Origin of the sequence: Leucobacter soli (assembly GCF_042659205.1) — a bacterium.
Taxonomy (GTDB): Bacteria; Actinomycetota; Actinomycetes; order Actinomycetales; family Microbacteriaceae; genus Leucobacter; species Leucobacter soli.
The window spans coordinates 26,101-38,370 of record NZ_JBHSRW010000004.1 but is presented as its reverse complement, the minus strand read 5'-3'; the positions used below and the strand labels follow the sequence as shown (position 1 = coordinate 38,370).

Sequence of the window (12,270 nt, the reverse complement as noted above, 5' to 3'; positions counted from 1 at the left end):
TGCGGCTCGACCGCGCCGAGGCGAGCGCGGGGGAGTTGGCGCTTCGACTCGCTGCCGCACCAGGAGTGACCCGCGTGCGCTACCCGGGGCTCCCGAGCGACCCGTTCCACGCTCTCGCCGCCGCGCAGCTCGACGGTTTCGGTGCACTCGTGTCGATCGAGCTCGGCACGGCGTCGCGTGCGGATGCGTTCGTGGGCGCGCTGCGCCTGGTCACCCCGGCCACGAGCCTCGGCGGGGTCGAGTCGTTGGCCGAGCGTCGCCGGCGTCAGCCCTCCGAACCCGTGCAGGTGCCGGAGTCGCTCGTACGGCTGAGCATCGGCATCGAGCATGTGGAGGATCTCTGGGCCGATCTCGCCCAGGCGCTGGCGGCCGCGAGCTGATCCTTCCCGGCGCGCCGGCTCCGCCTGCACTTGCCCGCTCCGTCTGCGCTTGCCCACCATTCCTCCGCCCGCGCCTGCGCCGCCCACCCCCACCCGCGCTTGCCCGCTCCGTCTGCGCTTGCCGTCCCTCCCGCGCTTGCCCCCTCCCGTACCCCGAGGCGCCGCCCCCAAACACCCCCACATGCATCCTCGCGAAACGCGGAAAAAGGCGGAAATTCTCCCGCGGAAGAACCTTTTTCCGCCTCTCGCAGCGAGTTTCACCGAGGCATGCAAGAGTTTCACCGAGGCCTGTACGGGAACGGAAGTTCGGTGAGAGGGCGAGCGAGATTCCTCGCTCACATTCGCCGGAGAAAGTGCGATTCCGCCAATCCCGCGAATGCTGTGGATAACGCCTGCTCCTGCCTTGCGGTTCGTTCCATGATGGGTGCATGCATCGGAATCCGCTCGCCAATACGGACATAGACCGCCGGTCGTTCCTGGTGCGCGATGCCGTTCCACCAACCTGCTCTCGAGGAGTGCTCCGGCATCCTCGTTGGGATCGTCCGTTCCACGGTGTGCGTTCGGAGCTCCCTCCCGCGGACACGCTGCGGGACCGGGCGCTTCGCTACCTGCCCCGCCTCAGAGAGGGCGAGCGCTTCAGCCATGCGACCGCTCTCGCGCTCCTGGGCTGCCCGATCCGCGTTCCGAAGGGCCAGCCGGTCGATGTCTCCTCACCCGCCCGTATCGGCCGGGTGAGCTGTGCGGGCGTCACCGGGCATCGGCACAGCACGCCCGCGCGGCATCACCTCTGTCTGTCGCCAGACTACGATTTCGATATTCCGGTGTCGGACCCGCTCCACGCCGTACGCGAGGCGGCCCTCGCGCTGCCATTCCCGGAGTTGGTCGTCGCGCTCGACTTCCTCCGCTTTCGAGACCCGAGGCGGTACGACCCGTACCTCTACGTCTCGCCCGGCGATCTGGCTCGCTCCGTCACGGAGGTCACGGGTCGCGGTGCGGTTCGCTTCAGGGCTGCCGTAGCCCTCGCACGCGAGGGGGCGGAATCGCGGATGGAGACGCTCATGCGACTCGCGGGAGCTCGAGCGGGCATGCCCGAACTGCGCCTGCAAGCCGAACTGCACGACGCTGAAGGGCGGTGGATCGGGCGCTTCGACGCCGTCGACGACAAGACGCGGAGTGCGTTCGAGTACGACGGCGAGCAGCATCACACCTCCCGTCGTCAGCGCAGGCGCGATCCCCGCAAGCATCAGGCGGCGCGGGACGCCGGGTGGCGCCTCATGGTCTTCTACCAGGAGAATCTCCTCGACGATCCGGTCGGTGCCGGGCGCCGCATGCTGAGCTTCAGCGGACGCCCCGGCCAGCCGGTCAGACCTTCACTGGCACGGCTGCTCGACGAGCGCTCCGGCGACGGCACGGAGTCGGCCGTACCGTTCACAGGCTTCGGCGTGCAGCACGACCCGCTTCGATGAAAGGCAGGAAAAGGCGCATTCCCGGGTGGATAGAAGGCCATTTCTCGTCTTTCGCCGACCTCACATGGGCGGGGAGGCTCGAGAGGTCGACGGAGCGGGGCGCGAGACGGGTCCCGCCCCGCCCTCAGGCTGCTCGGGATTCGGCGTCGTCGCGTGCCACGGGCTGCTTGAGGCGCAGGATCACGACCGTCATCGCTGCGGCCGTGAGCGAGGCGAGCACCATGTGCACCCCGACCGCGACCGGCGGCAGGCCGTTGCGGGCCTGGTAGACGCCGACGGCGATCTGCACGACGAGCACGGCGAGCAGCGCGATCGACCAGCGCAGCGGCCGCAGCCGCCCGATCGCGGCCCACACGATGAGCGCGACGACGAGGGCGAACGAGATGTAGCCGGGCCAGGCGTGGATGTGGCTGAGCAGCGTCGCGTCGAAGCCGTCGCGCACGACGTTCTCATCGCCCGAGTGCGGGCCGGCGCCGGTGGTGAGCACGCCGACGAAGATGGTGATCGCCATGAAGAGCGTGGTGACGTGGGCGAGGATCGCGTAGCCGAGCGGCACCGCACGCGCGCGGGGGAGCGAGGGCTCGTACATGCGCACGAGATAGGCCGCCGCCACGCAGACGATGACGAGCGAGATCAGGTAGTGCACACCGACGAGGTTCGCGTTCAGATGCAGCCAGACCACGAATGCGCCGATGAGCGCCTGTGCGGCCACGAGGGCCAGCACGGTCGCCGAGATCACCAGGAGGTCGCGGCGCCGAGCGCGGATGCGCCAGCTCAGCACGAGCACCAGGATCGCGGCGATCAGCAGCGGACCCGAGATGGTGCGGTTGCCGAACTCGATGAGCGAATGGATGCCCATGGCCTCGTTGTAGACGAGCGATTCGCTCGTGCACGTCGGCCAGGTGTCGCACCCGAGCCCTGAACCGGTCAGGCGGACGGTTCCGCCGGTGGCGATGATCACCACGTTCAGCACGAAGGAAATCCAGGCCGAGACGCGCAGGGTTCTCGAGGTCGTCCTCCCTCCGACGAGGTCGAAATCGCTCGCTCGTGTGCCGGTCACGGTGATCCTCTCGCTCAGTACTCGTCAGCGCTTGTCGGTGATCGCTGAGTGCGAACCGCCCGCATGAGTAAGGCTTGCCTTCGATGACATTTCGCAGGCGAGCCTGTAGACTGATTGTTTGGTGCTCAGCGGCTCGGGAACGGCCTCGCCGGCCGGCTCGGAGCGCGAGCGAGTCGGGCGCTTCGACGCCCACACTACTGCACCGTCGCAGGGAACCGGGTGTGCGGTGTGCCCCCGGATCCCACGATGGGACGAACGAGGGAAAGAACGATGCCAGAGGTGCTGATCGACCGGCCCGAACTCGAGGGCCTGGGCGTGTACGAGTTCGGATGGCACGACGCCGACGATGCCGGCGCGAGCGCGCGCCGCGGTCTGGACGAGGCCGTCGTGCGGAACATCTCAGGGCTGAAGAACGAGCCCGAGTGGATGCTGCAGCGACGCCTCAAGGCGCTGCAGATCTTCGAGCGGAAGCCGATGCCGACCTGGGGCGCCGACCTCAGCGACATCGACTTCGACAACATCAAATACTTCGTGCGCTCCACCGAGAAGCAGGCGACCACCTGGGAGGAGCTCCCGGAGGAGATCAAGGAGACCTACGAGCGTCTCGGCATCCCGGAGGCCGAGCGCCAGCGCCTCGTCGCCGGCGTGGCCGCCCAGTACGAGTCGGAGGTCGTCTACCACCAGATCCGCGAGGACCTGGAGTCCCAGGGCGTGCTCTTCCTCGACACGGACACCGCCCTGCGCGAGCATCCCGAGATCTTCCAGGAGTATTTCGGCACGGTCATCCCGTCGGGCGACAACAAGTTCGCGGCGCTGAACACGGCCGTCTGGTCGGGCGGATCCTTCGTCTACGTGCCGAAGGGAGTGCACGTCGAGATCCCGCTGCAGGCCTACTTCCGCATCAACACCGAGAACATGGGCCAGTTCGAGCGCACGCTCATCATCGCCGACGAGGGCAGCTACGTGCACTACATCGAGGGCTGCACCGCGCCGATCTACAAGAGCGACTCGCTGCACTCGGCTGTCGTCGAGATCATCGTGAAGAAGAACGCCCGCGTGCGCTACACGACCATCCAGAACTGGTCGAACAACGTGTACAACCTCGTCACGAAGCGCGCGGTCGCCGAGGAAGGCGCGACCATGGAGTGGGTCGACGGCAACATCGGCTCCAAGGTCACCATGAAGTACCCGTCGATCTACCTCACCGGCGAGCACGCGAAGGGCGAGACGCTCTCCGTCGCGTTCGCCGGCCCGGGCCAGCACCAGGACGCCGGCGCGAAGATGATCCATCTCGCCCCGCACACCAAGTCGTCGATCCTGTCGAAGTCGATCGCCCGCGGCGGCGGCCGCACCGGCTACCGCGGCGAGGTCCGGGTGGAGTCGACGGCGCACCACGCCGCCAACTCGGTGGTCTGCGACGCCCTGCTCGTCGACAGGATCTCGCGCAGCGACACCTACCCGGCCATCGACATCCGCACCGACGACGCCGAGCTCGGCCACGAGGCCACGGTGTCGCGCGTCAGCGAGGACCAGCTCTTCTACCTGATGAGCCGTGGGCTCGCCGAGGAAGAGGCGATGGCGATGATCGTCCGCGGCTTCATCGAGCCGATCGCGCGCGAGCTGCCCATGGAGTACGCACTCGAACTGAACAAGCTCATCGAGATGGGCATGGAAGGATCCGTCGGATAATGACCAACGCTGCAGCAACGATGGACCCGGCTCAGCATGGCCTGAAGGCGCACTCGGACGGCGGATGGGACTCGAAGGTTCCGGTGCAGACCCGTTCGGCGCGCCCGAAGAGCACCGATGTCGCCGACTTCCCGCGGGTCACCGGACGCGAGGCCGTCTGGAAGTTCACGCCCGTGGCCGAGCTCGACGCCCTGCTGAACGGTGAGCTCGACGGTTCGCGGGTCGCGGCATCCGTGAGCGGCCCCGAAGGCATCTCGAGCGAGTGGATCGCGCGGGACGACGCGCGCATCGGGCGCGCAGGGATCCCGGAGGAGCGCGGCGCGGCCGCGGCCTGGACCGCGTTCCGGGAGGCGCACCTGCTGACGGTCTCCGCCGAGGAGAAGGTCACCGCGATCGTCACCCGCGACACCCTCGACGCCGCCCCGCGCGCCGGCCACACGGTGATCGAAGCGAAGCCCCAGTCGCAGGGACTCGTGATTCTCGAGAACCGCGGCACGGCGCACCTCAGCGAGAACGTCGAGATCGTCGTCGGCGACGGAGCACAGCTGACTGTCGTCAGCGTGCAGCAGTGGGACGACGATGCGGTGCATCTCGCCAGCCACTACGCGACCGTCGGTCGCGACGCGTCGCTTACGCACATCGTCGTCTCGCTCGGCGGAGGCATCGTCCGCCTGAACCCGTCGATCCACCTCGATCACGAGGGCGCGAACGGCGAGGCGCTCGGCGCCTACTTCGCCGACGCCGGCCAGCACCTCGAGCACCAGGTGTACCTCGACCACGACGCCCCGCACACGCGCAGCCGCGTCACCTACAAGGGCGCGCTGCAGGGCGAGGGTGCGCACACCGTGTGGATCGGCGACGTCCTCATCCGCCGGAGCGCAACGGGCACCGACAGCTACGAGCAGAACCGCAACCTCGTGCTGAGCGAGGGCACCCGCGCCGATTCGATCCCGAACCTCGAGATCGAGACGGGCGACATCGAAGGCGCCGGGCACGCGAGCGCGACCGGACGCTTCGACGACGAGCACATCTTCTACCTGCAGAGCCGTGGCATCAGCGAGGAGGAGGCCCGCAAGCTCGTCGTGCGCGGGTTCCTGCTCGAGGTGATCGCCCAGATCGGCGATGCGGCGACGGAGGAGCGCCTCCAGGCCGCCATCGAAGCGGAACTCGCCGAGACCGATCTGGTGCGTGCGGCTGCTGTCAAGGGAGCCTGATGGCTCGTCAGAAGGCGATCGCCCTGGGCGATCTCGTGCAGGATCAGGCGGAACGCGTCGTCCTCGACGGCGTACCGATCGCGATCGTGCTCGACGGCCAGGGGGAGGTGCACGCCATCGGAGACACTTGCACCCATGGCGAGATCAGCCTCTCCGAAGGCTTCGTCGAGGGCGACACGCTCGAGTGCTGGGCGCATGGATCCGCCTTCTCCCTGCGCACCGGCCAGCCCATGAACCTGCCGGCCTTCGAACCTGTTCCGGTGTACGTCGTCGAGATCCAAGACGGCGACATCTACATAGACCCCACTGTTACGAAAGAGATTGCACAATGACTTCCCTCCTCGAGATCAAGGATCTGCACGTCAGCGTCGAGACCGACCAGGGCGCGAAGCCGATCCTCAACGGCGTCGACCTGACCATCCCGCAGGGGGAGACCCACGCGATCATGGGCCCGAACGGCTCGGGCAAGTCGACGCTCGCCTACGCGATCGCTGGCCACCCGCGCTACGAGGTCACGAGCGGATCGATCCTGCTCGACGGTGAGGAGGTCACCGAGATGGGCGTCGACGAGCGCGCCCAGGCCGGCCTGTTCCTCGCGATGCAGTACCCGGTGGAGATCCCGGGCGTGACGAACGCCAACTTCCTCCGCACCGCGAAGACCGCGATCGACGGCGAGGCGCCCGCCATCCGCACCTGGATGAAGGAGGTGAAGGAGGCCATGGAGAACCTGCGCATGGACTCCTCCTTCGCTGAGCGGAACGTCAACGAGGGCTTCTCGGGCGGCGAGAAGAAGCGCAACGAGATCCTGCAGGTCGAACTGCTGAAGCCGAAGTTCGCGGTGCTCGACGAGACCGACTCCGGTCTCGACGTCGATGCGCTGAAGGTGGTCTCCGAGGGCGTCAACCGAGCCAAGGAGACGACCGGGCTCGGAGTGCTGCTGATCACGCACTACACGCGGATCCTCCGCTACATCAAGCCCGACTTCGTGCACGTGTTCGTGAACGGGCGCGTCGCCGAGGAGGGCGGCCCGGAGCTCGCCGATCGTCTCGAGGAAGAGGGTTACGACCGCTACCTCGTGGACGCGGCCTGAGGCGCGTAGGCTAGCCGTATGACTGCAGACGCGAACGACGTCGTCGCCTCCGAGAACACGATCGGACCGGCGACGATCATGACCTCGATCGATCCCGAGTTCAAGGAGCAGGCGCTCGAGGCGCTGAAGGACGTCAGCGATCCCGAGCTCGGCGTCAACATCGTCGACCTGGGCCTGATCTACGATCTCGCCTTCGACGAGGAGCACGACGCACTCGTCATCTCGATGACGCTCACCAGTGCCGGCTGCCCGCTCACTGACGTGATCGAGAACGACATCGCCGAGGCACTCGACGGGCTCGTCCGGGCGTTCCGCATCAACTGGGTGTGGATGCCGCCGTGGACGCCCGAGCGCATCACCGAGGACGGCCGCGACATGATGCGCGCGCTCGGGTTCGCTATTTGATCACCGTAGAGAACCTCGCCATCGACGTCGGCGCCCGCCGACTCATGAGCGGGGTGACCTTCCGTGTCAATCCGGGGGACAAGATCGGTCTTGTCGGGCGCAACGGCGCCGGCAAGACCACGCTCACGCGTACCCTCTCGGGTGAGTTGCAGCCCGCCGAAGGCAGTGTCGCGATCAGCGGGGAGCTCGGCTTCCTCCCGCAGGATCCGCGCTCGGGGGACCCCGAGCAGCTCGCGCGGCACCGGATCCTCGATGCCCGCGGCCTCGGCACTCTGACGAAGAACATCGCCCGCGCTTCGGAGGAGATGGCCTCGGACGATCCGAAGGTCGCCGAGAAGGCGATGAAGCGCTTCGGAAACCTGACCGATCGCTTCCAGGCGCTCGGCGGCTATGCCGCGGAGGCGGAAGCGGCCTCGATCTCGCACAATCTCGGCCTGCCCGATCGGGTGCTCGACCAGCCGCTCGGGACCCTCTCGGGCGGTCAGCGCCGACGCATCGAGCTCGCACGGATCCTCTTCAGCGACGCAGACACGATGATCCTCGACGAGCCGACCAACCACCTCGACGCCGACAGCATCGTCTGGCTGCGGGAGTTCCTCAAGACCTACCGCGGCGGCGTGATCGTGATCAGCCACGACATCGACCTGGTGGGGGAGACCGTGAACCGCGTCTTCTACCTCGACGCGAACCGTCAGGTGATCGACGTCTACAACATGGGGTGGCGCCTCTACCTCCGGCAGCGGGCTGCCGACGAGGAACGGCGCCGGAAGGAGCGGGCGAACGTCGAGAAGAAGGCATCGGCCCTGAAGGATCAGGCGGCAAGGTTCGGCGCGAAGGCCTCGAAGGCCGCTGCCGCGCACCAGATGGTGGCGCGTGCGGAGAAGATGCTCTCGGGCCTCGAGGATGAACGGCGGGTCGACCGCGTCGCCAAGCTGCGCTTCCCCGATCCCGCCCCCTGCGGAAAGACACCGCTGCAGGCTTCGGGCCTCTCGAAGTCGTACGGATCGCTCGAGATCTTCGCCGGCGTGGACCTCGCGATCGACCGCGGATCGAAGGTCGTCGTGCTGGGGTTGAACGGTGCCGGCAAGACGACGCTGCTGCGCCTGCTCGCCGGGATCGACGAGCCCGACACCGGCGGCCTGGTACCGGGGCACGGCCTCAAGATCGGCTACTACGCGCAGGAGCACGAGACGCTCGACGTGAAGGCGAGCGTGCTGCAGAACATGATCTCGGTGTCGCGGCATCTGACCGAGACGGAGGCGCGCAAGGTGCTCGGCTCGTTCCTGTTCACGGGAGACGACGTGCACAAGCCCGCCGGGGTGCTCTCTGGCGGGGAGAAGACGCGCCTCGCGCTCGCCATGCTCGTCGTTTCGAGCGCGAACGTGCTGCTGCTCGACGAGCCGACGAACAACCTCGACCCGGCGAGCCGCGAAGAGGTGCTCGACGCGCTCGCGAACTTCTCCGGCGCCGTGGTGCTGGTATCGCACGATCCCGGAGCCGTCGAGGCGTTGAACCCCGAGCGCGTGCTCATCATGCCGGAGGGGACCGAGGATCACTGGTCGAAGGAGTACCTCGAGCTGATCGAGCTGGCGTAGGGCCGGATGCTCAGTCGCTCTCGTCGGGCTCGGCGCCGCCCACGGGAGTCCGCCCCTTCGACGGCGCGGCGTCATCTTCGGCCGACTCCGGCGGGCCGAGCCGGGTGATGACGAAGGCGGCGCCGTCCTGCTGCATCCCGTTCGAGTAGTAGGCGACGTGACCGCTCTCATCGAGATCGAAACCGCTCTGGCAGACGATGTCGCCCGAGACGCAGTAGTCCCGCAGCCGATCGGCGAAAGCGTCCAGGCTGCCTGCCGGTCTCGGCAGCACACCGTTGACACTCGGGTCGAAGTCCCCGACGTCGTAGCTTTCCGCACCGCGGAACCTCGGATCGCCGTAGAGCACGACCGCGAGCACGCGCTCCGCCGCGTCCGGCGCGAGTTCCCCGACCGACGCGCCGATGAGCCGGACCTCGGGCGAGGCGATGGCGTCACCGACGATGAGCGCGCCCTGGGAGTAGCCGAGCAGGATGAAGCGCTGCTCCGGGCAGGCGTCGGCCTGCACGTTGAGCGTGTCGATCAGGATCCGCGCGCCGCGCGTGGCACCGATCTTGACCTCGGCGTCGGCCGGGTAGTCGAGGTCGACGGTCTGCACCTCGTCGGGCCGGGACTCGGCGATCATGCGCACCACGGGGGAGAGCAGCTGCCCGCTCGCCCCTTCGCCGGTGCCTCGCGATGTGACCACCAGATAGGGCGTGCAGTCGACGGCGTCGACCATCGGATCCGGGTGCAGCGTCGCGTCGTACTCGTCGATCTCCTCCGGGGCCATCGGGGCCTCGGTGACCTCGGACAGGTCCGCGCGGGTGCTTTCCGGATCCGGCTTCGACGCGCACCCGGCCGCCGTCGCGACGATCGCACCGCAGATCACCGCACCGATCAGGGCACGCCGCAGCGCGGCGAACACGACGGCGCGGGGTTTCCGGCGCAGCAGGAGCAGTTCAGCCATCGAGCAGGGCGTCCTCGATGTCCGCGTCGCTCGGCCCGCGTCGGCGTCGCCGCTCGGCACGGCGCAGATCCGCCTCTTCTCGGGCCGACTCGTTCCCGGCGAGCGCACGATGATCCTGCCGAGCACCGTAGGCCATGCCCGCGCCGCCGATGATGATGAAGACGTACCACTGCAGGGCGTAGGAGAGGTGCGGGCCCTCGTCCCGCTCGGGCCGTTCGGCGAGCACTCCTGTCTCGCCAGTCGGCGTCTCGCTCACCAGTTGCCCGAACACGGCGAGATACGCAGTGTCGTCGGTACCGGTCAACTCGGCGAGCATCGGCGCATTGATGCTCGGAACGGAGCGCTTCGACGCGCTGCTTCCCGCAACCTCCGGCTCACTCGCGCGCAGGCGTACCAGCACGCTCGCCTCGCCCGTCGGCGCGACCGGCAGCGCGGCCGGCGCCTCGTCGGTGCCGGAGACGTGGACCCAACCGCGATCGACGAAGACCACGCTTCCGTCGTCGAGCCGGAACGGCTGGACCAGAGCGGATCCGACGCCGTCGGGGCCCGGGCGGTTTCGCGCCAGCAGCGGTTCGTCGATGTACGAGCCGCTCAGTTCGACGGTCTGCCATTTCCACGTGTCCTCGTCGAAGCCGTCTCGCTGCGGCACGGCCTCGGCCAGGTCGATGGGCGCGGAGTCGTAGTTCCGGTCGATGCGGTCGATCTCGGCGCGGGCTTCGGCTCGCCGGGCGAACTGCCAGTTTCCGAGCAGCACGCAGACGACGGCGAATACGGTGAACAGCGCGAAATAGCCGAGCCACCGACGGCTCCGCAGGAACCCCCAACCCGTGTCGGTCGTGCCGGGCGGCCTCCCGTTCATCGTCCACCCTCCGTCGCGCGGTCGGACAGCTCCGCAACCGGGACGACTTCGAGCGGGAACGAGCGCGCCGCGAGGAACTCCCGCAGGAACTCGAGATGCTCGTCGCAGGCGAGCCACGTCTTCCAGCGATCCTCGGCATGGATCTTCGGGTTCCGCCAACGGATCGCCTGGCCGGCCGCTTCACGGCAGCCGGCGCGCGAGCACTCGTAGGTCAGGGCGGGCGCTCCTCCGAGCGACGCCGCGAGCGAACCGCTCACGCGGCCTCCCCATCGACGGTCGCCGGCCCTCCGGCGCGCCGCTCGGCAGGAGCGTCCACGACGAGGAGCTGTTCCGAAGCAGGCGTGGACGACGAGTCCTCGGCCGGGCTGCTCCGGCCGGTCAGTTCGAGCGGCGTGGGCGGCTCCGGACGCGTCCCGACCCCCGGTGCGGCTTGATTCGCCACGATCACGGCGAAATAGGGCAGGATCACGGCGGCCACGCCGACGAGCAGGATCCACCAGCCTCGTACGAAGAAGAGCGAGCCGACGCAGGCGATGCGGATCGTCATCGCCGTGAAGTAGACACGCATGCGGTGCGCACGATCCTCCGCCGGGTTCACCCCGACGGACGTCACCTCGTACTGCCGCTCCACACCGTCGATTTTAGTCCCGTCGGCTGCCGGTAGGCTGGGCGCAGCCAAGGAAAGGATCAGTCATGGCAACCTCTCGCACCGTCCTCGTCACCGGCGGCAACCGGGGCATCGGATACGCCATCGCCGAGCGCATGCTCGCCGATGGACACCGTGTCGCCGTCACCGCGCGTTCGGGGGAGGGTCCGGCGGGCTCGCTGACGGTCCGCGCCGAGATGACGGATGCCGCATCGATCGATGCCGCCTTCACCGAGATCGAGCAGCAGCTCGGCCCGGTCGAGGTCGTGGTCGCGAACGCCGGCATCACTCGGGACACCCTGCTGCTCCGGATGAGCGAGGAGGATTTCTCCGAGGTCATCGACACGAACCTCACGGGAACGTTCCGCGTCGTGAAGCGCGCCGCCAAGGGTCTCCTCAAGGGTCGCTTCGGCCGCGTGATCCTCATCTCGAGCGTCGTCGCGCTGTACGGCTCGCCCGGGCAGATCAACTACTCCTCGTCGAAGGCCGCACTCGTCGGTTTCGCACGGTCGCTGACACGAGAGCTCGGCGGTCGGGGCATCACGGCGAACGTCATCGCTCCGGGCTTCATCGACACCGACATGACCGCAGTGCTGCCCGAGCAGCAGCAGCAGCAGTACCTCTCGTCGATCCCGGCTGGGCGATTCGGCGATGTCGCGGAGATCGCCGGCGCCGTGTCGTTCCTCGCCGGCGACGACGCCGCGTACATCTCGGGCGCGGTCATCCCGGTCGACGGCGGGCTGGGGATGGGCCACTGACGTGGCCCGTTGAATCCCCAATACTTCGGCGCGGGGCGCGCCGAAGCGGCGTCGCCGCGCGATGCGATGCATCGCTTGGTGCGGCTGGCCGGGGCATGGGCCATTGACGTGGCCCCTCGAATCCCAAATACTCCGACGCGGGGGCGCGCCTAGGCCTAGCAT

At 68.2% G+C, this 12,270-nt stretch carries 14 protein-coding genes; 9 read left to right on the top strand and 5 right to left on the bottom strand.

Translation table 11 applies throughout. The features are described from left to right. Both ACFPZL_RS00985 and ACFPZL_RS00980 read left to right on the top strand, forming a co-directional pair. Window positions 1-380 (top strand): PLP-dependent transferase (locus ACFPZL_RS00985; protein ID WP_382334566.1); only part of this gene is annotated, 380 nt, incomplete at its 5' end. An 821-nt stretch (window positions 381-1,201) separates the two neighbouring features. After that, window positions 1,202-1,846, top strand: a complete 645-nt coding sequence (locus ACFPZL_RS00980) for a hypothetical protein (protein WP_218114254.1) — start codon at window positions 1,202-1,204, stop codon at window positions 1,844-1,846. A 124-nt stretch (window positions 1,847-1,970) separates the two neighbouring features. Here the strand turns inward: ACFPZL_RS00980 and ACFPZL_RS00975 are convergent, their stop codons facing one another. Further along, window positions 1,971-2,906: a COX15/CtaA family protein gene (locus ACFPZL_RS00975; protein WP_236021850.1), complete on the bottom strand. Its 936-nt coding sequence runs from the start codon at window positions 2,904-2,906 to the stop codon at window positions 1,971-1,973. 270 nt (window positions 2,907-3,176) lie between these two features. On the opposite strand from ACFPZL_RS00975, the gene sufB reads away from it, so the two are divergent. From sufB to ACFPZL_RS00945, 6 genes are all read left to right on the top strand, one after another. Beyond that, entirely contained in the window at window positions 3,177-4,595 is a 1,419-nt protein-coding gene (gene sufB, locus ACFPZL_RS00970) for a Fe-S cluster assembly protein SufB (protein ID WP_236021848.1), read from the top strand. After that, window positions 4,595-5,809, top strand: a complete 1,215-nt coding sequence (sufD, locus tag ACFPZL_RS00965) for a Fe-S cluster assembly protein SufD (protein WP_218114252.1) — start codon at window positions 4,595-4,597, stop codon at window positions 5,807-5,809. The genes sufB and sufD overlap by 1 nt, the downstream gene beginning before the upstream one ends. After that, window positions 5,809-6,141, top strand: a complete 333-nt coding sequence (locus ACFPZL_RS00960; protein ID WP_218114251.1) for a non-heme iron oxygenase ferredoxin subunit — start codon at window positions 5,809-5,811, stop codon at window positions 6,139-6,141. The genes sufD and ACFPZL_RS00960 overlap by 1 nt, the downstream gene beginning before the upstream one ends. Continuing rightward, a complete protein-coding gene (gene sufC, locus ACFPZL_RS00955; RefSeq protein ID WP_218114250.1) occupies window positions 6,138-6,899 on the top strand; it encodes a Fe-S cluster assembly ATPase SufC in 762 nt (253 codons plus the stop codon). Before ACFPZL_RS00960 ends, sufC begins: the two co-directional genes overlap by 4 nt. A gap of 78 nt (window positions 6,900-6,977) precedes the next feature. Then, entirely contained in the window at window positions 6,978-7,304 is a 327-nt protein-coding gene (locus ACFPZL_RS00950) for a metal-sulfur cluster assembly factor (RefSeq protein WP_218114272.1), read from the top strand. Window positions 7,305-7,348: 44 nt separating this feature from the next. Further along, window positions 7,349-8,899 (top strand): ABC-F family ATP-binding cassette domain-containing protein, encoded by a 1,551-nt coding sequence (locus tag ACFPZL_RS00945; protein ID WP_382334568.1) that lies wholly within the window; start codon window positions 7,349-7,351, stop codon window positions 8,897-8,899. A 10-nt stretch (window positions 8,900-8,909) separates the two neighbouring features. Here ACFPZL_RS00945 and ACFPZL_RS00940 read toward each other — a convergent pair whose 3' ends face one another. Genes ACFPZL_RS00940 through ACFPZL_RS00925 form a run of 4 tightly spaced genes read right to left on the bottom strand, consistent with a single transcriptional unit; the run spans window position 8,910 to window position 11,335 of the window. Beyond that, window positions 8,910-9,845, bottom strand: a complete 936-nt coding sequence (locus ACFPZL_RS00940; RefSeq protein WP_218114248.1) for a cutinase family protein — start codon at window positions 9,843-9,845, stop codon at window positions 8,910-8,912. Continuing rightward, window positions 9,838-10,704, bottom strand: coding sequence for an SURF1 family cytochrome oxidase biogenesis protein (locus ACFPZL_RS00935; protein WP_218114247.1), 867 nt, complete (start codon window positions 10,702-10,704; stop codon window positions 9,838-9,840). The genes ACFPZL_RS00940 and ACFPZL_RS00935 overlap by 8 nt, the downstream gene beginning before the upstream one ends. Then, complete coding sequence (locus tag ACFPZL_RS00930) at window positions 10,701-10,961, bottom strand: hypothetical protein (RefSeq protein WP_218114246.1); 261 nt, start codon at window positions 10,959-10,961, stop codon at window positions 10,701-10,703. Before ACFPZL_RS00930 ends, ACFPZL_RS00935 begins: the two co-directional genes overlap by 4 nt. Beyond that, a complete protein-coding gene (locus ACFPZL_RS00925) occupies window positions 10,958-11,335 on the bottom strand; it encodes a DUF3099 domain-containing protein (protein WP_236021846.1) in 378 nt (125 codons plus the stop codon). The genes ACFPZL_RS00930 and ACFPZL_RS00925 overlap by 4 nt, the downstream gene beginning before the upstream one ends. A 62-nt stretch (window positions 11,336-11,397) precedes the next feature. On the opposite strand from ACFPZL_RS00925, the gene fabG reads away from it, so the two are divergent. After that, window positions 11,398-12,108: a 3-oxoacyl-ACP reductase FabG gene (gene fabG, locus ACFPZL_RS00920; protein ID WP_218114245.1), complete on the top strand. Its 711-nt coding sequence runs from the start codon at window positions 11,398-11,400 to the stop codon at window positions 12,106-12,108. The last annotated feature ends 162 nt before the right edge of the window (window positions 12,109-12,270 follow it).

What these genes read in the sequence shown, in the direction of transcription:
- ACFPZL_RS00935 (WP_218114247.1), bottom strand. Translation starts at nt 10,704, where the DNA reads ATGAACGGGAGGCCGCCCGGCACGACCGACACGGGTTGGGGGTTCCTG.
- fabG (WP_218114245.1), top strand. Translation starts at nt 11,398, where the DNA reads ATGGCAACCTCTCGCACCGTCCTCGTCACCGGCGGCAACCGGGGCATC.
- ACFPZL_RS00940 (WP_218114248.1), bottom strand. Translation starts at nt 9,845, where the DNA reads ATGGCTGAACTGCTCCTGCTGCGCCGGAAACCCCGCGCCGTCGTGTTC.
- ACFPZL_RS00960 (WP_218114251.1), top strand. Translation starts at nt 5,809, where the DNA reads ATGGCTCGTCAGAAGGCGATCGCCCTGGGCGATCTCGTGCAGGATCAG.
- sufC (WP_218114250.1), top strand. Translation starts at nt 6,138, where the DNA reads ATGACTTCCCTCCTCGAGATCAAGGATCTGCACGTCAGCGTCGAGACC.
- ACFPZL_RS00950 (WP_218114272.1), top strand. Translation starts at nt 6,978, where the DNA reads ATGACCTCGATCGATCCCGAGTTCAAGGAGCAGGCGCTCGAGGCGCTG.
- sufB (WP_236021848.1), top strand. Translation starts at nt 3,177, where the DNA reads ATGCCAGAGGTGCTGATCGACCGGCCCGAACTCGAGGGCCTGGGCGTG.
- ACFPZL_RS00945 (WP_382334568.1), top strand. Translation starts at nt 7,349, where the DNA reads ATGAGCGGGGTGACCTTCCGTGTCAATCCGGGGGACAAGATCGGTCTT.
- sufD (WP_218114252.1), top strand. Translation starts at nt 4,595, where the DNA reads ATGACCAACGCTGCAGCAACGATGGACCCGGCTCAGCATGGCCTGAAG.